Source organism: Sphingomonas sp. BT-65 (assembly GCF_026107375.2).
In the GTDB taxonomy this organism is placed as follows: Bacteria; Pseudomonadota; Alphaproteobacteria; order Sphingomonadales; family Sphingomonadaceae; genus Sphingomonas.
Genome location: NZ_JAPCIA010000001.1, coordinates 2,635,836 through 2,654,474, shown reverse-complemented (window position 1 = coordinate 2,654,474; position 18,639 = coordinate 2,635,836). Strand labels below are relative to the sequence as shown.

At 67.5% G+C, this 18,639-nt stretch carries 23 protein-coding genes; 10 read left to right on the top strand and 13 right to left on the bottom strand.

Annotated elements, in window-relative coordinates; translation table 11 throughout:
* Positions 1 to 101: 101 nt before the first annotated feature.
* The 3 genes from OK349_RS12815 to OK349_RS12805 all read left to right on the top strand — a co-directional run bounded on the left by OK349_RS12815 (position 102) and on the right by OK349_RS12805 (position 2,526).
* Positions 102 to 560, top strand: coding sequence for a hypothetical protein (locus OK349_RS12815; RefSeq protein ID WP_265118184.1), 459 nt, complete (start codon positions 102 to 104; stop codon positions 558 to 560).
* 86 nt (positions 561 to 646) lie between these two features.
* A complete protein-coding gene (locus OK349_RS12810; RefSeq protein ID WP_265118183.1) occupies positions 647 to 1,882 on the top strand; it encodes a BtaA family protein in 1,236 nt (411 codons plus the stop codon).
* Positions 1,883 to 1,902: 20 nt separating this feature from the next.
* Entirely contained in the window at positions 1,903 to 2,526 is a 624-nt protein-coding gene (locus OK349_RS12805; protein ID WP_265118609.1) for a class I SAM-dependent methyltransferase, read from the top strand.
* On the opposite strand, the gene OK349_RS12800 is transcribed toward OK349_RS12805, so the two are convergent.
* Entirely contained in the window at positions 2,523 to 3,017 is a 495-nt protein-coding gene (locus OK349_RS12800) for a hypothetical protein (protein WP_265118182.1), read from the bottom strand. The two genes, OK349_RS12805 and OK349_RS12800, sit on opposite strands and share 4 nt — an antisense overlap.
* A gap of 166 nt (positions 3,018 to 3,183) precedes the next feature.
* On the opposite strand from OK349_RS12800, the gene OK349_RS12795 reads away from it, so the two are divergent.
* The gene (locus OK349_RS12795) at positions 3,184 to 3,567 is read left to right on the top strand and encodes a hypothetical protein (RefSeq protein ID WP_265118181.1); all 384 of its coding nucleotides are present in this window, start codon (positions 3,184 to 3,186) and stop codon (positions 3,565 to 3,567) included.
* Positions 3,568 to 3,588: 21 nt separating this feature from the next.
* On the opposite strand, the gene OK349_RS12790 is transcribed toward OK349_RS12795, so the two are convergent.
* On the bottom strand, positions 3,589 to 4,365 hold the full coding sequence (locus OK349_RS12790) for an SDR family oxidoreductase (protein WP_265118180.1): 777 nt from the start codon (positions 4,363 to 4,365) through the stop codon (positions 3,589 to 3,591).
* 88 nt (positions 4,366 to 4,453) lie between these two features.
* On the bottom strand, positions 4,454 to 4,744 hold the full coding sequence (locus OK349_RS12785) for a 4a-hydroxytetrahydrobiopterin dehydratase (protein WP_265118179.1): 291 nt from the start codon (positions 4,742 to 4,744) through the stop codon (positions 4,454 to 4,456).
* A 39-nt stretch (positions 4,745 to 4,783) separates the two neighbouring features.
* Here OK349_RS12785 and OK349_RS12780 point away from each other — a divergent pair, with 39 nt between their 5' ends.
* The 4 genes from OK349_RS12780 (at position 4,784) to OK349_RS12765 (ending at position 6,845) form a co-directional block, all read left to right on the top strand.
* Positions 4,784 to 5,191, top strand: coding sequence for a metallopeptidase family protein (locus OK349_RS12780; protein WP_265118178.1), 408 nt, complete (start codon positions 4,784 to 4,786; stop codon positions 5,189 to 5,191).
* Positions 5,188 to 5,772 (top strand): heme ABC exporter ATP-binding protein CcmA, encoded by a 585-nt coding sequence (ccmA, locus tag OK349_RS12775; protein ID WP_265118177.1) that lies wholly within the window; start codon positions 5,188 to 5,190, stop codon positions 5,770 to 5,772. Before OK349_RS12780 ends, ccmA begins: the two co-directional genes overlap by 4 nt.
* A gap of 133 nt (positions 5,773 to 5,905) precedes the next feature.
* The gene (locus OK349_RS12770) at positions 5,906 to 6,550 is read left to right on the top strand and encodes a heme exporter protein CcmB (protein ID WP_265118176.1); all 645 of its coding nucleotides are present in this window, start codon (positions 5,906 to 5,908) and stop codon (positions 6,548 to 6,550) included.
* Position 6,551: 1 nt separating this feature from the next.
* Entirely contained in the window at positions 6,552 to 6,845 is a 294-nt protein-coding gene (locus OK349_RS12765) for a hypothetical protein (RefSeq protein ID WP_265118175.1), read from the top strand.
* A gap of 13 nt (positions 6,846 to 6,858) precedes the next feature.
* Here the strand turns inward: OK349_RS12765 and OK349_RS12760 are convergent, their stop codons facing one another.
* From OK349_RS12760 to OK349_RS12725, 8 genes are all read right to left on the bottom strand, one after another.
* Positions 6,859 to 7,743: a class I SAM-dependent methyltransferase gene (locus OK349_RS12760; RefSeq protein WP_265118174.1), complete on the bottom strand. Its 885-nt coding sequence runs from the start codon at positions 7,741 to 7,743 to the stop codon at positions 6,859 to 6,861.
* 96 nt (positions 7,744 to 7,839) lie between these two features.
* Positions 7,840 to 9,240, bottom strand: a complete 1,401-nt coding sequence (gene thrC, locus OK349_RS12755) for a threonine synthase (RefSeq protein WP_265118173.1) — start codon at positions 9,238 to 9,240, stop codon at positions 7,840 to 7,842.
* A 43-nt stretch (positions 9,241 to 9,283) separates the two neighbouring features.
* Positions 9,284 to 9,958 carry an SURF1 family protein gene (locus OK349_RS12750; RefSeq protein WP_265118172.1) on the bottom strand — a complete coding sequence of 225 codons (675 nt, stop codon included), beginning with the start codon at positions 9,956 to 9,958 and terminating at the stop codon, positions 9,284 to 9,286.
* Positions 9,955 to 10,329, bottom strand: coding sequence for a DUF983 domain-containing protein (locus OK349_RS12745; protein ID WP_265118171.1), 375 nt, complete (start codon positions 10,327 to 10,329; stop codon positions 9,955 to 9,957). Before OK349_RS12745 ends, OK349_RS12750 begins: the two co-directional genes overlap by 4 nt.
* A 10-nt stretch (positions 10,330 to 10,339) precedes the next feature.
* Positions 10,340 to 11,242, bottom strand: coding sequence for a cytochrome c oxidase subunit 3 (locus tag OK349_RS12740; protein ID WP_265118170.1), 903 nt, complete (start codon positions 11,240 to 11,242; stop codon positions 10,340 to 10,342).
* Between the two features lie 228 nt (positions 11,243 to 11,470).
* Positions 11,471 to 12,010 (bottom strand): cytochrome c oxidase assembly protein, encoded by a 540-nt coding sequence (locus tag OK349_RS12735; protein WP_265118169.1) that lies wholly within the window; start codon positions 12,008 to 12,010, stop codon positions 11,471 to 11,473.
* Positions 12,007 to 12,153, bottom strand: a complete 147-nt coding sequence (locus tag OK349_RS12730; protein ID WP_265118168.1) for a hypothetical protein — start codon at positions 12,151 to 12,153, stop codon at positions 12,007 to 12,009. The genes OK349_RS12735 and OK349_RS12730 overlap by 4 nt, the downstream gene beginning before the upstream one ends.
* A 320-nt stretch (positions 12,154 to 12,473) precedes the next feature.
* Positions 12,474 to 13,379 (bottom strand): heme o synthase, encoded by a 906-nt coding sequence (locus OK349_RS12725; RefSeq protein ID WP_265118167.1) that lies wholly within the window; start codon positions 13,377 to 13,379, stop codon positions 12,474 to 12,476.
* A gap of 192 nt (positions 13,380 to 13,571) precedes the next feature.
* Between OK349_RS12725 and OK349_RS12720 the strand changes: the two genes are divergently transcribed.
* Together OK349_RS12720 and OK349_RS12715 are read left to right on the top strand one after the other, a co-directional pair.
* A complete protein-coding gene (locus OK349_RS12720; protein ID WP_265118166.1) occupies positions 13,572 to 13,844 on the top strand; it encodes a helix-turn-helix transcriptional regulator in 273 nt (90 codons plus the stop codon).
* A 23-nt stretch (positions 13,845 to 13,867) separates the two neighbouring features.
* A complete protein-coding gene (locus OK349_RS12715; RefSeq protein WP_265118165.1) occupies positions 13,868 to 15,586 on the top strand; it encodes a SulP family inorganic anion transporter in 1,719 nt (572 codons plus the stop codon).
* 132 nt (positions 15,587 to 15,718) lie between these two features.
* Here the strand turns inward: OK349_RS12715 and ctaD are convergent, their stop codons facing one another.
* Together ctaD and coxB are read right to left on the bottom strand one after the other, a co-directional pair.
* A complete protein-coding gene (ctaD, locus tag OK349_RS12710; RefSeq protein WP_265118164.1) occupies positions 15,719 to 17,398 on the bottom strand; it encodes a cytochrome c oxidase subunit I in 1,680 nt (559 codons plus the stop codon).
* Between the two features lie 3 nt (positions 17,399 to 17,401).
* Positions 17,402 to 18,586, bottom strand: a complete 1,185-nt coding sequence (gene coxB / locus OK349_RS12705) for a cytochrome c oxidase subunit II (protein WP_372340573.1) — start codon at positions 18,584 to 18,586, stop codon at positions 17,402 to 17,404.
* Between the last annotated feature and the right edge of the window lie 53 nt (positions 18,587 to 18,639).

Here is an 18,639-nt window from a genome sequence, read left to right as displayed (position 1 = left end):
GAGCGGTGCGTTCCCTAAGCTGAGCGGATGGCGGCTCTCTAGGCGTTTCGCGCGGGGAAGGCTACACCGGATCGGCGAAAGTTCGAATTGGAGGGGCAATCATGCGGCTTTTGGCGGTGAGCGCGGCGCTGGCGGCGCTGTCGGGATGCGGCGAGATGAGCAACGAGCAGCAGGCCGCGCTAGTGCAGAATGCGGTGGCGAACGCCGAAGCGATCGCCGAGAATGTGACCGCGGAGGCGGAGAAGGCCGAGAAGGCGGCCGAGGCGCCCAATCGCGACGGCTGGGTCGGTAAATGGGTCGGCGTCGAGGGGCTGGTGCTGACCATCGCGAAGGATCCGGCAGGTCCGGGCCGCTATCGCCTGACCAACACCTACAGCCTCGATCCGGGCGCGACGGGCACCTTTGCCGGGGTGGCGACCGAGGAAGGCATCGCCTTCACCCGCCCTGACGGCGCCAGGGTGCTGCGCGCCACCGATGGTGCGGCGACGGGTCTCAAATATCTCGAGGGCAAGAAGGACTGCCTGACCGCGACGGTCGGCGAGGGCTATTGCCGCGACTGAAGGATGACGGTTTCGTGACAACGGGCGTCACGGGACTGACACGCGACCGAAATATGGGCCCGGATCGGGATTCCCAGGAGCGTCATATGGGTTCGATTGCCAGCCAGCCGCGCAACCGCGCGGTGCGCACCGCCGTTCATCGTCACGAGCATCTGAGCAAGGAAGGCCTGCTCGAGCGCGCCTTCACCTTCGCCTTTCGCGGCCTGGTCTATGCCCAGATCTGGGAAGACCCTGAGGTGGACATGGAGGCGCTGGCGATCACCCCCGACTGCCATGTCGTGACGATCGCGAGTGGCGGCTGCAACGTGCTCTCCTACCTCACCGCCGATCCCGCCAAGATCACCGCGGTCGATCTCAACACCGCGCACATCGCGCTCAACAAGTTGAAGGTCGCCGCCGCGCAGCACCTGCCCGATCATGCCGCGTTCCACCGCTTCTTCGGCCAGGCGAACCGGCCCGAGAATGTCGCCGCCTATCGCGCCCTGCTCGCCCCGCATCTCGACGAGACGGCGCGGCGCTACTGGGAGGGCCGCGACCTGGCCGGGCGGCGGCGGATCAAGGGCTTTGCCGGCGGCTTCTACAAGCGCGGGCTGCTCGGCGGCTTCATCGGCGCGGCGCACCTGCTCGCCAAGCTCTACCGCATCGACCCGCGCGAGCTGCTCGCGGCGAAGACCCCCGAGGAGCAGCGCGCGATCTTCGAGACACGGCTCGCTCCGGTGTTCGACAAGAAATTCGTGCGCTGGCTGATCGACCAGCCCGCTTCGCTGTTCGGGCTCGGCATCCCGCCTGCGCAGTATGAGGCGCTGGCGGCGGACGATCCGCGCGGGATCGGCGCAGTGCTGCGCCGCCGGCTCGAGAAGCTGGCCTGCGACTTCGACCTTTCGGACAATTATTTCGCATGGCAGGCGTTCGGGCGCGGCTATGGCGAGGGCGCGGACGCGCCGCTGCCGCCCTATCTGCAGGTCGGCAACTATGACGCGGTGCGCGCGCGCGCAGAGCGGGTCGAGGTGCGCCACCAGAATTTCGTCGAGTATCTCGAGTCGATGCCTGCCGCCTCGCTCGACCGCTATATCCTGCTCGACGCGCAGGACTGGATGACCGACGCGCAGCTCAACCGGCTGTGGGGCGAGATCACCCGCACCGCCAAGCCGGGCGCGCGGGTGCTGTTCCGCACTGCCGCCGCGCCGACGCTGCTGCCCGGGCGTGTCGCCGATGCGATCCTCGACCGCTGGGACTATGCCGAAGCGGAGTCGCTCGACTTCACTGCACGCGACCGTTCGGCGATCTATGGCGGCGTGCATCTCTATCGCCTGAAGCCGTGAGCGAGACGCACGCCCAGCGCATGGACGGCGTCTATGCGGCGCAGCGGCATATCTACGACCTGACGCGCAAATATTACCTGCTGGGGCGCGACCGGCTGATCGAAGAGCTTGCGCCACCCGTCGGAGGCACGGTGCTCGAGGTCGGCTGCGGCACCGCGCGCAACCTGATCGCAGCGGCGAAGCGCTGGCCCCAGGCGCGTTTCTACGGGCTCGATATCTCCGAGGCCATGCTCACGACCGCGCGGGCCAAGGTGGCGGCGGCCGGCCTGTCCGACCGCATCGTGCTGGTTCAGGGCGATGCGGCGAAGTTCGACGCACGCGACCTGTTCGGCATCGACGGGTTCGACCGTGTGTTCCTGAGCTACACGCTGTCGATGATCCCCGACTGGACTGGCGCGATCGAGCAGGCGGCCAAGGCGGTGGCGCCGGGCGGGGCGCTGCGCGTCGTCGATTTCGGCCAACAGGAGCGGCTGCCCGGCTGGTGGCGGCGCGTGCTGTTCGCCTGGCTTGCGCGGTTCCACGTCACCCCGCGACGCGACCTGCCGGTAGCGCTCAAGCATACCGCTGCCGCCGGGGGGCTGGAGATGGCGTTCGAGCCGCTGTTGCGCGGCTATGCCTGGACGGGCAGCCTCGAGCGCGCCTAGCCGCGCCAGCCCCAGGGCAACGGCGGCGCGGCCACCGGGCGGGTGAGGTCGAACTCGACGCGGAAGTGTCGGCCGGGGCGGCGCAGTTCATAGGCGAAGCTGGTGTCGTCGACCTCCATCGCCCAGACATTGGTGACCGAACGCTCGGCGCCATTGGCGCGGAACAGCGCGATCGATTCGGCATCAGCCGGGAACTCCTGGCGCGTCGCCGAGCCGGGCACTGCAGTCTCGCCGCCATACATGGTGAGCGTGTCGGACGTGCCGTCCGCGTGCCGGTGATCGTGCTTGAGGCGCAGGCCGGCGGGCGTGCGGGTCAGTACCCAGGTACGCGAGCGGTCCTCCCCGACATGGAAGGGGATGCGAACGCGGCCCGGCTCGCACGCCGCGACATGCATCACCAGCGGCTTGCCGGTAAAGCCGGCGTCGGCAGGGTCGGTGGTGACCGCGCGCCCGGCGAACGCCTTACTGCACAGCGACGTGAGGCGCGCCATGAAGGCATCCGCCGGAGCGGCCGGCGCAGAGCGGGGTGCGCAGCCCGACAGGACGGTGGCAGCGAGCGAAAAAATGAGGGCAACTTTCATCGGAGTCTTTCGTTGCGGTCGCGGCACGATGGGCATCTTGCTGTCATCTGCCTCGGCCTAGAAGAGAGGAACGGTCATGAAGCGTCTCATCGGTCTTTCGGCAATCGCAATGCTTGCCCTTCCCACCGGCGCCATGGCGCAGCGCGGCTGGGAGACGATCGGCTTCCGCACCGTCGGCGCGGGTTCCGATCGCGATTCAATCCAGGTGCGCGGCAACGAGCGGCACCGCCAGATCCGCATCTGCTCGATCAACCGCCCGATCGGGCTGCAGAATGTCCGCGTGCGCTTCAACAACGGCGCGCGGCAAGACATCCAGACCCGCCAGATCCTGCGCGGCGGGGCCTGCACCGTTGCCAAGGACCTGCGCGGCCGCAACCGCAACCTGCGCAGCGTCGACCTCACCTACACCAAGCTGCAGCGCGGCGTGCTGCCGCCGCTGGTGCGCGTCCAGGCGCGCTGACCCGGGAGCGCGGCGGGCGCGTCACTTCGCCCCGCCGCGCGCCTGCTTGCGCATCGACCCGCGCAGGAAGCGCGCGGCGAACCACATGTGGCGCGCGGTCTTGCCGACCAGGGTGTGGAGCGTGTCGCCATGCACCGCATCCCATGCCGCCTGCGCCGCCTGCTCCACGGGCGTGAATTCGAGCCGCGCCGCGCGCACGCGGTCGCGCATCGTCTCGTTGCTGCCCACCGGCGTGCCGTCGAGGATCGCGGTGTCGATGAAGCTCGGCAGCAGCGCGCGCACGCGAATCCCCTCGCCATGCCATTCGGCATCGAGCGCTTCGGTGAAGCCGCGCACCGCGAACTTGGTCGCCGAGTAGATCGCGACCCCCGCGGTGCCGTAGATGCCCGCCGCCGACGCGGTGTTGAGCAGGCACCCGCCCGAAGCCTTCAAATAGCGGTGCCCGGCATGCGCGCCATAGACGACGCCCATCAGGTTGATGTCGACGCAGCGGTCGAGCTCCTCGACCGTGGTTTGCGCGAAATTGCCGCCCACGCCAACCCCGGCATTGTTGAACAGCACATCGAGCCGCCCGCCGCTCTCCGCGGCGAAGTCCGCCAAGGCACCGTCCCAGGCCGCGCGGTCGCGCACGTCGAGCTTGTGGACGGTCACCGGCGCGCCGCCGAGCAGCCGCGCGGTCTCGGCCATCCCGGCATCGTTGATGTCGGCAAGGCCGACGCGCCAGCCGCGCGACGCGAACAGCTGCGCCACCGCCCGCCCGATGCCCGAACCGCCGCCGGTGATGAAGATCGATTCCATGCCCTCTCCTTCGCGCCGTACCGCTCGATCTAATTTGGCGGCTTTACGCTAGGGGAGCAGACCAAACCCGATTTTGCAAGCCGTGCGATCAATCGACCAGCGCGTCGATCGCCTGCGCCATGTCGATGTCGCGGCCCGACAGACCGCCGGCATCATGCGTGGTGAGCAGGATGTCGACGCGGTTCCACACGTTCGACCATTCGGGGTGATGGTCCGCCTTCTCGGCGAGCAGCGCGACCTGGGTCATGAAGGCGAAGGCCTGGCTGAAATCGTCGAAGGTGAAGCGGCGCGTGATCGCGTCGCGCCCCTCCTGGTAATCCCATTCGGGCAGCCCCTCGAGCGCGTCCTCGCGCTCCGCCTGGCTCAGTTGCTCGACCATCCTTCCCTCCCTTGCCTCGCTCGGGCATAGCGCAGGGTGATGGCGAACAGAACCGAGACTTTCGCGCCGAGCGCCGAGCTGATGGAAACGCTCGCCCGGGCGGCGCTGGCGCGGATTCCCGAACCGTTCGCGGCCCATCTCGCGGATGTCGTGCTGGTGATCGAGGAATTCGCCGACGAGGCGACGCTGCGCGACATGGGGTTCGAGGACCCGTTCGAGCTGACCGGCCTTTATTCGGGACGGCCGGTCGGCGAGAAGGAGGGATTCCTGGGCGAGCTGCCCCAGCCCGATACGATCCACCTCTATCGCCGTCCGCTGCTCGACGAATGGGTCGATACCGGGGTGAGTCTGGAGGCGCTGGTCACCCATGTCGTGGTGCACGAGGTGGGGCATCATTTCGGCCTGTCCGACGATGACATGCACGCGCTGGAAGATAGCGTCGGGTGAACACACCGCGGCTCGCCTTTGAGGGAGTTGCCTGCCAGCGCGGCGGGCGGCTGCTGTTCGAGGGGCTGAGCTTCACGCTGGATGAAGGCGGCGCGGCGCTGGTCACCGGGTCCAACGGCGCGGGCAAGTCGAGCCTGATCCGGATCGCGGCGGGGTTGCTCAAGCCGGCGGCGGGCAGCGTGGCGATCGAGGGGGAACGCGCCTTGCTGACCGAGGCGGCGGCGCTCGATCCCGAGCTGCCGGTGGCGAAGGCGCTTGGGTTCTGGGCCGGGCTGGACGGGCGGCGTGATGCGGCGGAGGCTGCGCTGGAGGCGGTCGGCCTCGCGCAGCTCGCGCCGGTGCCGGTGCGGCTGCTCTCGACCGGGCAGCGGCGGCGGGTGGCGATCGCACGCGTGGTGGCGAGCGGGGCGCCGGTGTGGCTGCTCGACGAGCCAGCCAACGGGCTTGACCACGCCGCGACCGCGATGCTGGGCGCGCTGATCGCCGAGCATCGCGTGGAGGGCGGGATCGTCGTGGTCGCGACTCACCTGCCGATCCACATCCCCGGCGCGCACGGCGTGGTGATCGGAGAGGCGGCATGACGCTGGAACTGATCACCCTCACCCCTCCCACTCGCTGCGCTCGCGGGCCTCTTCCCTCTCCCATTGGGAGAGGGAGGGAGGCGCGCAGCGCCGGAAGGGTGAGGGTGACGCCATTCACAGCCGGGGAAGCGGCGTGAGCGGCTTTACTTCCCTGGTGTGGCGCGAGCTGCGGCGGGCGTGGGCGGCGGGCGGCCTGACGCTGCCGGTCGCCTTCTTCCTGCTGGTGGCGATCCTGTTTCCGTTCGCGATCGGGCCGGAGCCGAAATTGCTCGCGCGGGTCGGGGGCGGGGTAATCTGGGCGGCGGCGCTGCTCGCCGCGCTGCTGCCGGTGGAGCGGCTGGTGAACCCGGACCTCGAGAGCGGCGTGCTCGACCAGCTCGCGGTGCGCGGCTGGCATGACGCGAACGTCGCGGCGGCGAAGACGCTGGGGCACTGGCTGGGCTTCGCGCCGACCTTGCTCGCGGCGACGGTGATCGCGGCGGGGCTGCTCGGCCTGTCGCTGGAGCAGACCGCGGCGGCGCTGCTGGGGCTGCTGATCGGTACGCCGGGGCTGGCGGCCTTGGGCGTGGCGACCGCGGCGCTCACCGCGGGACTGCGCGGCGCGGGTGCGGTGGCGGGGCTGGTGATGCTGCCCTTCGCGGTGCCGCTGCTGATCTTCGGCGCGGGAGCGATGACGGGCGACGCGAGCGCGATGAAGCTGCTGGGGGCGGTGAGCCTGGTGCTGGTGGCCGGGTGCTCGTTCGTGGCCGGCGCGGCGATGCGGATGGGGCGGGGTTAGCATGGAGCCGCAGATTACGAACTGCATGATCGGCGGGCGGAAGGATCGCATCCAGCTGCGCAAGCGCTTCTGTGAACGCGCCGGCCTCACCGTGCTGCCGTCAAACCGCCGACTGAGTTTCGGGTTCGCGCACTATCGCATCGCCATTCCGGCTGACTTGCCGAAAGAACACGCGCTCCGAATTGCACGCGCCATGAAAGCGAGACGCCAGCTTCTGAAGCTCAGCCATGTCGCAGATGCCCTGTGCAGGTACGCCGGCCGCCCGGTTGGGCCTCGGCCGAAACGGCTAGAGTAGTGCCCAGCTGAGCTTACCGGCTCCACCGCGCGAAGATCGCCGTCGGCAGCAGCAGCCCCCTCGCCTCTTCGCGCACCGCGAGTTCGCCGCATTCGATCTTGCCACCCAGATCCGCGAAATGCTGGCTCAGCAGCTCACCGATCGCCAGCGCCGACATGCGGATCGCGTAGACGGTGAGGAACAGGAACCGCGAGTCGGCATCCAAGAGCTGGCGGCAATCGGCGATCAAGCCGGGCAGATCCTGTTCGAGCTGCCACACCTCTCCCGTCGGGCCGCGGCCATATTTGGGGGGATCGAGCAGGATGCCGTCGTAACGGCGCTCGCGGCGCACCTCGCGCGCGACGAACTTGCCGGCGTCGTCGATGATCCAGCGGATCGGCTTGTCGCTCATCCCTGAGAGCGCGGCGTTCCCCTTGGCGGCCTCGACCGATTTCTTCGACGCATCGACATGCACCATCTGCGCGCCCGACTCGGCCATCGCCAGCGTGCCGACGCCGGTGTAGCCGAACAGGTTCATCACCGTCGGTGCATCGACCCCGGCGACCTGCTCGCGCATCCAGCTCCACACCGGCGCCATGTCGGGGAAGAAGCCGAGATGGCGGAAGGGCGTGGTCTGCGCGGTGAAGCGGACCTGGTCCCAGCCGAGCGGCCAGCCCTCGCGCGGGACGGGCCCGCTCAACCCATTCTGGCCGAACACCCAGCGGCCGCCACCCTCGTCGTCGGGCGCGGGGGTGAACTCGCCATGCGCGTCCCAGTCCTCGGACGCGGGCGCCCACATCGCCTGCGGCTCGGGGCGGATGAAGCGATAGTCGCCATAGCGCTCAAGCTTGCGGCCATTGCCGGAGTCAACGAGGCCGTAATCGGCCCAGGGTTCGCCGGTGAGAGTGACGAGGTTCATGAGGGCCTTTAGCGCCATTCGGCGAGCAAAGGTCAACCGTCACCCCGGACTTGTTCCGGGGCCCACCCGGAGGCAAGCGCTGTGCGTGACGATGAGTCAGGCGCGGGGCTTGGCGCGTTCCGCGATATACCCCGTCACCGCCTCGAACGTCGCGGGCAGCACATCGTAGCGCTCCTCGCGGTCGAACAGGTCGCCGATCCGCGTGGGAAGCGTCGGGCGGATGCCCGTGGCGCGCTCGACCGCGTCGCCGAACTTGGCGGGATGCGCGGTGGCGAGCGTGACGATCGGCACGTCAGGGGCGATGTCCGCGCGGCGCGCCGCGGCGAGGCCAATCGCGGTGTGCGGATCGAGGATCTCGTCGGCGTGGCTCGCGGCCCAGGCCATGGCCTGCGCCATCTCGCTGGCATCGATGCGGTCGCTGGCGAAGAGCTTGGCCGCGCCCTCGCGCTGGGCATTGGTGAGACGCATCGCCTTGCTCGCCTCGAACCCGCGCATCTGTTCGGCCAGCGCGGTGCCGTCGCGGCCGGCGAGGTCGAACAGCAGCCGTTCGAAGTTCGAGCTGACCTGGATGTCCATGCTCGGCGCGGCGGTCGGGGTGACGGTGCCGGTCGAATAGTCGCCCGCGGAGAGCGCGCGATGGAGGATGTCGTTGACGTTGGTCGCGACCACCAGCTTCGCGACGGGCAACCCCATCCGTGCCGCGACATAGCCCGCGAACACGTCGCCGAAATTTCCGGTGGGCACGCTGAACGCGACCTGGCGGCCCGGCGCGCCGAGGCGCACGGCAGCGTAGAAATAATAAACCACCTGCGCCATCAGCCGCGCCCAGTTGATCGAGTTGACCGCGGTCACCTGGAAACGCGACGAGAAATCCGCGTCGTTGAACATCGCCTTCACGAGTCGCTGGCCGTCGTCGAAGCTGCCCTCGATGGCGATGTTGTGGACATTGGGCGACAGCACCGTCGTCATCTGGCGGCGCTGCACGTCGCTCACCCGCTTGCTCGGGTGGAGCATGAAAATGTCGATGCCCTCGCGCCCCGCCACCGCGTCGATTGCCGCCGAGCCGGTATCGCCACTGGTCGCGCCGACGATGGTGAGGTGCTGATCGGTGCCCTTGAGGAAACGCTCGAACAACAGCCCGAGCAGCTGGAGCGCAACGTCCTTGAAGGCGAGCGTGGGGCCGTGGAACAGCTCGAGCAGGAAATGGCGGTGGTCGAGCTGGACGAGCGGCGTGACCGCATCATGGCTGAAGCGGCCATAGGCCCGGGTGCACAGCTCGCGCAGCTCGTTATCTGTCAGACTGCCTGACACGAACGGCGCCATCACGCGGACGGCGGTCTCGACATAGGAGAGGCCGGCAAGGCCCGCAATCTCGGCTTCGCTGAAGCGCGGCCATTCGACCGGAACATAGAGGCCGCCGTCGCGCGCCAGCCCGGCGAGCGTCACGTCACGGAAATCGAGTTCGGGCGCGGCGCCGCGCGTGCTCTGGTAGCGCATGAGGCGCGGAGTTAGCCGCGCGGGGGCCGAGCGGCAAGAAAGTCTAGCTTTGCGGCGGCCCTGGTTCGGCGGGGTCCGCCGACGGAGGCGGGGGCGGAGGCACGGCGCGCTTGTCCCGCCAGCGCAGCGCGAGCACGTAGATCACCACCGCCGCCAGCGCGAACAGGAACCATTGCACGGCATAAGCGAGGTGGTTGTTGGGGACGCTCGACGGATCGGGCCGCGCGCTCTCCGCGAGGCCGGGGGCGGGCTTCTCGGAGACGAGCATCAAGGTGCGCGGCCGCCGCTTGCCGAACAGGCCGGCGAGCAGCGGTGTCGCGTCGGGCGCATGCGTGATCGCGCCGGTAACCTCGCCGCCCTTCCACACCGGGGCCACACCGGGCGCGGTGCTGACGCCCAGATCGAACTTGACCGTCAGCGCCTCGATCCCGGTGCGGCACTCGGCGATGTGGCGCCAGCCCTTGGTGCCGTTCTCGGCGCGGCCGGCCTGCTCGCTCCAGCCGACGACCTCGAGGCACATCGCCGAAGCGCGGCGGAACAAATGCTCGTCGCCGATCGGCGGGTTGGGGAACGCCATCACGGCGCGTGCGCTGTTGCCGGCATAGCGCGCGATCATCGCCTCCTTCTCGGCGCGGCGGTCGAGCTGCCAGATGCCGAGGCCGATCATCGCCGCGACGGCCAGAGCGACGAGGATGGTGGGGATGAGCGGCACCCTCATGGCGCGCGGTCCTTGAGCCGCCCCTCGCGCGCGGCGTTGCGGTACTCTAGCGCGAGCAGCGCGCCCTTGGCCCAGCGCAGGGAGAAAACCACGAGCGCGACCGTCAGCGGGATCCACAGCAGCAGGTGCAGCCAGATTGGCGGGCTCGCGGCGAGCTCAAGCGCGATCGAGAGCACGACGATGATCGTGCCGACAATCAGCGTGAGGAAAGCGGCGGGGCCGTCCCCGACATTGAACGCCGCATAGTCGAGCCCGCAGCTCGGACAGCGCTCGGCAAACTTCACCCAGCCCGAAAACAAGGAAGGCGCGCCGCAACGCGGACACGCCCCCTTAAGTGCCGAATCGATGACCGGAGGCTGGGCCTCGTGCATCGCCCGCGCGTCAGCCGTGGACCGGCGCGCCCGCGCTGCCCCAGACATAGACGACGACGAACAGGAACAGCCAGACGACGTCGACGAAGTGCCAGTACCAGGCGGCGGCCTCGAAGCCGAAATGCTGGCGCGGGGTGAAGTCGCCCTGATAGGCGCGCAGCAGGTTCACCATCAGGAAGAGCGTGCCGACGATGACGTGGAAGCCGTGGAAGCCAGTCGCCATGAAGAAGGCCGACGAATAGTTCGACTTGCCGAACACGAACGGCGCATGGGCATATTCATAGGCCTGGATGCTCGAGAAGATCAGGCCCAGGATGATGGTGAGCCACAAGCCCTTCTTGACCACATCGTTCTCGCCGACGCCGATGAAGCCCCACAGGCCCTTCATCGCGCCGCCGCGCTGATTGTGGATCAGGCCGTGATGCGCCCAGGTGACGGTGGTACCCGAGAGCAGCAGGATGAAAGTGTTGAGCAGCGGCAGCTGGAAGGCGTTGAGCACTTCCATGCCCTTGGGCGGGAACTGCGCGACGGCGTCCTGCAGCACTTCCACCGCGCTGCCATGCTCGCTCACCGAGATCGCGGCGGGGAACAGCGCGAAGTCGAACCACGCCCAGAACCAGCCGACGAAGAACATCACTTCCGAGGCGATGAACAGGATCATGCCGTAACGCAGGTGGAGCTGGACGACCGGGGTATGGTCGCCGGCCTTCGATTCCTTGATCACATCGACCCACCACGAGGCCATGCAGAACAGCGTCGCGACGAGGCCCGAGAGGAACACCCACATGCCGTGCGGATGCGCCTTCATCCACATCAGGCCGCCGGTCGCGAGCCACAAAGCGGCGACCGCGCTCAGCAGCGGCCACGGGCTGGGCGGGAGAATATGGTAGTCGTGGTTCTTGGCGCCGGCCATCGTCCGTCCCTGTTCGTTTTAGGCGTGATTCAAGGTCGCCTTAAGGGGTGAGCTTGGCCGGCGCAATGGTGGTTGAGAGGTGCCTTGCAGCGCCCTATCCGTCACCCCGGCCCTGTGCCGGGGTCCACCGAGAGGCGGGCGATACCGTCGAACCGCTTGTCCATTGCTGCGGCACGGTGGATCCCGGCGCGAGGCCGGGATGACGAACCACGGGACGGCGGTGAGCGCTCAGCCCTTCGGCTTGTTCGGATCGACCGGATAGAAGGTATAGGACAGCGTGATCTTCTCGACGTCCTTGGTATCGGGGTCGGTCAGGATCTTGGGATCGACATAGTAGATCACCGGCATGCGCACCGTCTCGCCGGGCTTGAGCGTCTGCTCGGTGAAGCAGAAGCACTGGATCTTGCTGAAATATTTGCCCGCCTGCTGGGGGGTGACGTTGTAGGTCGCGGTGCCGGTGACCGGCACGGTGCCGGTGTTGGTCGCGGTGTAGAACGCCATGTCGCGCGCACCGATCGAGATTTCGTCCGACGCCACCTCGGGCTTGAACTTCCACGTCAGCGCGGGGCTGACATTGCTGTCGAATGCGACGGTGATCTTCGCGTCGACCGCGCCCGGCGCGGCCTCGGCGCGCATCGTGGTGCCGCCGAAGCCGGTGACCTGGCAGAACAGACGATAGAGCGGCACGCTGGCAAAGGCGACGCCGGTCATCGTGCACACGCCGAGCACGGCGAGCAGCGCGGTGCGGAGCTTGCGGTCGATCTTCACTGGTGCCTCACCGGGATACCCTGGCTGATCTTCACGATGCTGATCGCGAACACCAGCACGACAAAGGCGAGCAGCAGTAGCGCCATCACACGGGCGCGCGACTTCTGCCGCGCGCGGACGAGGTCTTCTTCTTCGGGAGTCATCGGGGTCTAAACTCAGTTGGAACGAGGTCGAGACGGAGCCGAATTTGGCGCCAGGCCAGGAGCGAGGAGGGAGCGATGGGGTTCCATCGTGACCGACGCGCGATGACGCCTGGCGCCAAATTCGGCCCGCCGCTGCGCGGTCGCCCATGGAAGACCGCCGAAGTGTCGGCCCGCCATGCCCCCGGCATGGCTGCGACCGTCCCGGGGACGGTCGCACCGACACTTCGTCGCTTGCTTGCGCGTAGCTCTGCTACGCGACTGCGCTGCGCTCCTTGTCGGCGGCCTTCCATCGGCGATCTCGATCCTCGTTCCAACTGAGTTTAGACCCCAAGCCACCGATCGGCCGCGACCGCGGCGAAGAGGATGAACAGATAGGAGATCGAATAGGCGAAGAGGCGCTTTTCGGGCTTCATCCCGTCGCCGTCCGCGGCCATGCGCGTCGCGACCTGCGCGGCGAACAGCGCGAACAGCGCGGTCGTGGCGATGGCGGTGATGCCGTAGAGCGCACCGGTGAGGCCGAGCGGCCAGGGCGCGATCGCGGCGACGGCCATGGGGATGGTGTAGAGCCCGATCTGCACGCGCGTCGCCTTCTCCCCCGCCACCACGGGCAGCATCGGCACGCCGGCATTGGCGTAATCCGTCTTCACGAACAGCGCGAGCGCCCAGAAATGCGGCGGGGTCCACAGGAAGACGAGGCAGAAGAGCAGAAAGGGCAGCAGCGCCACCTCGCCCGTCGCCGCGGCCCAGCCGATCAGCGGGGGAAAGGCGCCCGCCGCGCCGCCGATGACGATGTTCTGCGGCGTGCGGCGCTTGAGCCAGACGGTGTAGACGAGCACGTAGAACAGGATCGAGACGAGCAGGATGCCGGCCGCGACATAGTTGACCGCGAGGCCCATCAGGATCACCGAGAGCGCGGCGACGCCGACCCCGAAATGCAGCGCCGACTGGCGGTCCATGCGCCCCGCCGGGAGCGGGCGGCTCTGGGTCCGCTTCATCTTGGCGTCGAGATCCGCCTCGTACCACTGGTTGAGCGCCCCGGCCGCGCCCGCACCGAGCGCGATGCACAGGATCGCGGTGAAGCCGAGCACCGGGTGGATCGAAACCGGCGCCGCGAGCATGCCGCACAGGCCGGTGAACACGACCAAAGTCATCACCCGCGGCTTGGTCAGCGCGAGGAAGTCGCGCCAGTCGGCGGGCAGGATCAGGCTATGGTTGGCGACGGACATTTGCGGGCGCCTATAGGCCGGGTTGACGCTCGGGGGAAGGGTGCTGGCCCTCGAGCGGTTCGGGAGCGACCCACCCTCTCCCGCTGCATAACATAGGAGCACCATCCCGCCTCCGTGACATTTGCCTCGCGGAAACGCTTGGTGGCGTGCTGGCCATCATATATGATGGCTCAAACATCAGGATTGATGCACATGATTACCGCCAACCAACTTCGTGCCGCCCGTGCGCTGCTGGGCATCGACCAGCGCGAATTCGCCGAGCGCGCGGGCGTATCGCTTCCCACCATCCAGCGCATGGAGGCGTCGGATGGCGTCGTGCGCGGCGTCATCGACACGCTCATGAAAGTGATTGCGGCGCTGGAGACCGAAGGGATCGAACTGATCGGCGAGAACCAGCCCAGCATCGGGGCCGGGCGCGGCGTGCGTTTGCGCGAGGCCGCGCCCCGGCCCGACCGGGAAGGCTAACCGCCGTGCCATTCTTTGAGACGATGACGGACCGGATGGGGACGAAGCGCAAGGAGCCGGCGCGGCCGCGCCGCGAGCCCGATGCCTTTACGCCCAAGCTCTTTACCGTGCTTGGCGAGGGCTATAGCCTTGACCAGTTTCGGGCCGACGCCTTCGCCGGGCTGACCGTTGCAGTCGTCGCGCTGCCGCTCGCCATGGCGCTAGGCGTGGCCTCCGGCGCATCGCCCGACAAGGGGCTCATCACCGCCATTGTCGCCGGGTTGCTCATTTCCATGCTGGGCGGCTCGCGTGTGCAGATCGGCGGGCCGACCGGCGCGTTCGTCGTCGTGGTTTTCAACGTCATCGCGACGCATGGCTATGATGGGCTGGTGCTCGCAACCTTGCTGGCGGGCATCATCCTGATCGTGGCTGGCTACATGCGGCTGGGCAGGCTCATCCGCTACATTCCGCATCCGGTCATCACTGGCTTCACCGCCGGAATCGCGGTCATCATCGCTTCAAGCCAGATCAAGGATTTTCTTGGCCTCGCGATCTACGATCCGCCCGCCGACTTTCTTCCCAAATGGATTGCCTATGCCAAGGCCGCGGGCACCATCGATCCGGCAGCCGCAGGCATTGGCGCGGGTGCGCTGGCGCTGATCGTCGTGCTGCGCGGTTATGCGCCCAAGCTGCCCGCTTACCTGATCGTCATCATCCTTGCCTCTGTCGTGGCGACGTTCTTCCATCTTCCTGCCGAAACCATCGGGTCACGCTTCCCGGACATGCCGCACGGGCTGCCGATGCCCGCACTTCCGGCATTCTCGCTCACCAAGCTGCAGGAGGTGACCCCCGCTGCGTTCACCATCGCCTTCCTCGCCGGGATCGAGGCGCTGCTGTCCTGCGTCGTCGCCGATGGCATGACCGGCTTTCGCCATCGCTCCAATCAGGAACTGGTCGGCCAAGGCGCCGCCAACTTCGCTTCGGCACTGTTCGGCGGGCTGCCCGCGACCGGTGCGATTGCGCGCACGGCGGCCAATGTGAAATCGGGTGGGCGCACGCCCGTTGCGGGAATGCTGCATGCTGTCTTCCTGCTGATTTTCGTGCTCTTCGCCAGCGACCTCATGGCCTATGTGCCGATGGCGGCGCTCGCAGCGGTCCTGCTGATGATTGCCTGGGGCATGAGCGAGGCCGAACGCTTCGTCGCCTTGCTGCGCATGCCGATCGGCGAGCGCGGCATATTGCTTCTCACCTTCGGCCTGACCGTGCTGGTGGACCTGACGGTGGCGATCGGCGTTGGCGTGACCATCGCCAGCCTGCTTTTCATGGCGCGGATGAGTGAAACCGTGACCGTCACCGCAAGCCGAACGGTCGAAAGCGAGGATGCGTCGCAGCGCGACCAGCTACCGGCCGATGTCGAAGTGTTCCGTATCACCGGTCCCTTTTTCTTCGGAGTCGCGGGTGAACTGCTCGACGCGCTGAAACGTGTCGGCCGGATGCCGCGCGCGATCATCCTTCGGATGGAGCTCGTTCCGTATCTCGATGCGAGCGGCGTGGCGGCGCTTCGAGAGTTTGTGATGCAGGCGCGTGCCGATGGCGCGCGGGTGATCCTCTCAGGCGTTCAGGCGCGGCCCTTCCGCTTGCTCAAACGCAGCGGCCTTGGCCGCTCGGCCAACGCCATCCGTTATGCGCGCGATTATGACGCGGCGCTGGCGGTGGCCCGCACACTGGCATCGGAGCACGAGAAAGGACTGGCCGATGGCTGACGAGGAATATGGTCCATGAGATGATGAAGCGTGCGCATCGGCCGTACGATTGCAATGCGGCGGTGCGCGAGACGGGCAGCAAAACGCCCCGGAGTTCCTCCGGGGCGTTTGTCGTTTCAGCGTTCAGCTGTCTCAGTGATGCTTGTCGTCGTCGATCACCGGGAGCGTCTCGAACTGGTGGAAGGGCGGCGGGCTGGACAGGGTCCATTCGAGCGTCGTCGCGCCCTCGCCCCAGGGATTGTCGGGGGCCTTCTTGCCCGCGAACAGCGAGAGGAAGAGGTTGACGAAGAAGATCGCCATGCCCGCGAGCATGATCGCATAGCCCAGGCTCGAAATCCCGTTCCAGTATGCATAGGCTTCCCCATAGTCGGGAATGCGGCGCGGCATGCCCTGGAGGCCCAGGAAGTGCTGCGGGAAGAACAGCACGTTGACGCCGATGAAGAACACCCAGAAGTGCAGCTGGCCGAGCAGCTCGTTGTACATCCGGCCCGACATCTTCGGGAACCAGTAGTAGAAGCCCGCGAACAGGCCGAACACCGCGCCGAGCGAGAGCACATAATGGAAGTGCGCGACGACGTAATAGGTGTCGTGCATGTAATCGTCGACGCCACCATTGGCGAGCACCACGCCGGTGACACCGCCCACGGTAAACAGGAAGATGAAGCCGATCGCCCACAGCATCGGGGTCTTGAAGCTCAGCGAGCCGCCCCACATCGTCGCGATCCACGAGAAGATCTTGATGCCGGTCGGCACCGCGATGATCATCGTCGCGGCGGTGAAGTACATCTTCACGTTCACGCTCATGCCGGTGGTGAACATGTGGTGCGCCCACACGACGAAGCCGACCACGCCGATCGCGACCATGGCATAGGCCATGCCGAGATAGCCGAACACCGGCTTGCGGCTGAAGGTCGCGACGATCTGGCTGACGATGCCGAAGCCCGGCAGGATCATGATGTACACTTCGGGGTGGCCGAAGAACCAGAAGAGGTGCTGGTAGAGCACCGGATCGCCGCCGCCGGCCGGATCGTAGAAGGTCGTGCCGAAATTGCGGTCGGTGAGCAGCATGGTGATCGCCGCGGCCAGCACCGGCAGCGCGAGCAGCAGCAGGAAGGCGGTGATCAGCACCGACCACACGAACAGCGGCATCTTGTGCAGGGTCATGCCCGGCGCGCGCATGTTGAAGATGGTGGTGATGAAGTTGATCGCGCCAAGGATCGAGCTGGCGCCGGCAAGGTGGAGCGACAGGATCGCCATGTCCACCGACGGCCCAGGCTCGCCATAGGTCGAGAGCGGGGCATAGACCGTCCAGCCCACGCCCGCGCCGCCGCCGACAAAGGGCGAGGCGAGAAGCAGGGTGAAGGCCGGCACGAGCAACCAGAAGGACAGGTTGTTCATGCGCGGGAACGCCATGTCCGGCGCACCGATCATGATCGGCACGAACCAGTTGCCGAAGCCTCCGATCATGGCGGGCATGACCATGAAGAACACCATGATCAGACCGTGCGCGGTGATCAGCACGTTCCAGAAGTGCAGCGATTCGTCGAAGCTCTGCTCGCCGCCATGGACCATCGAGGCCCAGGTGCCGAGATACTGGATGCCGGGCTCGGCCAGCTCGGCGCGCATCAGGCCCGAGATGCCGCCGCCGATGATCCCTGCGATGATCGCGAAGATCAGGTAGAGCGTCCCGATGTCCTTGTGGTTGGTCGACAGGAACCAGCGCGCGAAGAAGCCGGGCTTGTGATCGGCGTGCGCGTCATGATGGTCGTCGTGCGCCGTGAAGGCGTGTGCGTCGCGAGCTACGTCGGTCATGGCTTACTGGTCCGTGTTGCCGGTGGCGGCTTGATTGGTGGTGGCGGCCTCGGCCGTCATGTTCTCGACGACCGCGTTCCCGGCGGGAACGGTGCCGTTGACCGGCGTCGCGGTGTCGTCGGCCTTGTCAGCGGCGGGCTGCGCAGGCGCGGCGGCCGAAGGCTTGTTCGCCTCGGGCATCTTGCCGCCCTTCGCCGCGACCCACTGCGCGAACACCGCGGGCTCCACCGCCTCGACCACGATCGGCATATAGGCGTGGCGCGCGCCGCACAGTTCCGAGCACTGGCCGAAATAGACGCCGGGCTTGTCGACGGTGAAGCTGGTCTCGTTGAGGCGGCCGGGCACCGCGTCGATCTTGATCCAGAAGGCCGGGATCGCCCAGCTGTGGATCACGTCGTTGGCGGTGGCGATCAGCCGGATCGGGGTGCCGACCGGCACGACGATGCGGTTGTCGACCGCGAGCAGGCGCGGGCCGTCGACATCGGTGCGGAAACGCTGGCCGACGGGAACGTCGCCCTTTTCCTTGAGCATGTTGGCGGTGATCGAGATGCCGCCATGGTCGGGATATTCGTAGCTCCAGAACCACTGGTTGCCGATCGCCTTGATCGTCACGGCATTGTCGGGCGCCGGCTTGAACTGCTTGGCGAGCAGCGAGATCGACGGCCAGGCGATGAACGCGAGGATCAGCACCGGCACGACCGTCCAGACGATCTCGATCAGCGTGTTGTGGCTGGTCTTGGACGGGTTGGGGTTGGCCTTGCGGCGGTAGCGCACGATCGTCCAGGCGAGCAGGATCAGCACGAAGATCGAGATCACCGTGATGATCGGCAGCAGGATCCAGTTGTGGAAATGCGCCGCGCTCTCGCCGAGCTTGGTCACCTGCGGCTGGATGCCGATATGGCCGTCGACCGGATGACCAATGCCCGCGACCGGGCCGTTTTTGTGCGTGCCGTCGGGATTGAGCGTCGGGTCGGCGGGCGTCGCTGCGGCCGGCGTCGCGGCGGCGGCGGGAGCGGCGCCGGGCGTGGTGGCCGCAGCCGGCGATTCGACCGCGACCGGTGCAGGCGCCTTGGGCGCTTCGGCGGCGGGTGCCGAGGCCGGAGCAGTCTGGGGCGCCGTCTGCCCCTGGGCCATGCCGCCGGCGAGCGCGAGGCCAGCGGCCAGGACGATCGCCTTCAATCCATGCATGCGCATCTTGTCGTTCAACCCCATGTTTCCTTAGACCCCTGTTTCCGGGGGCG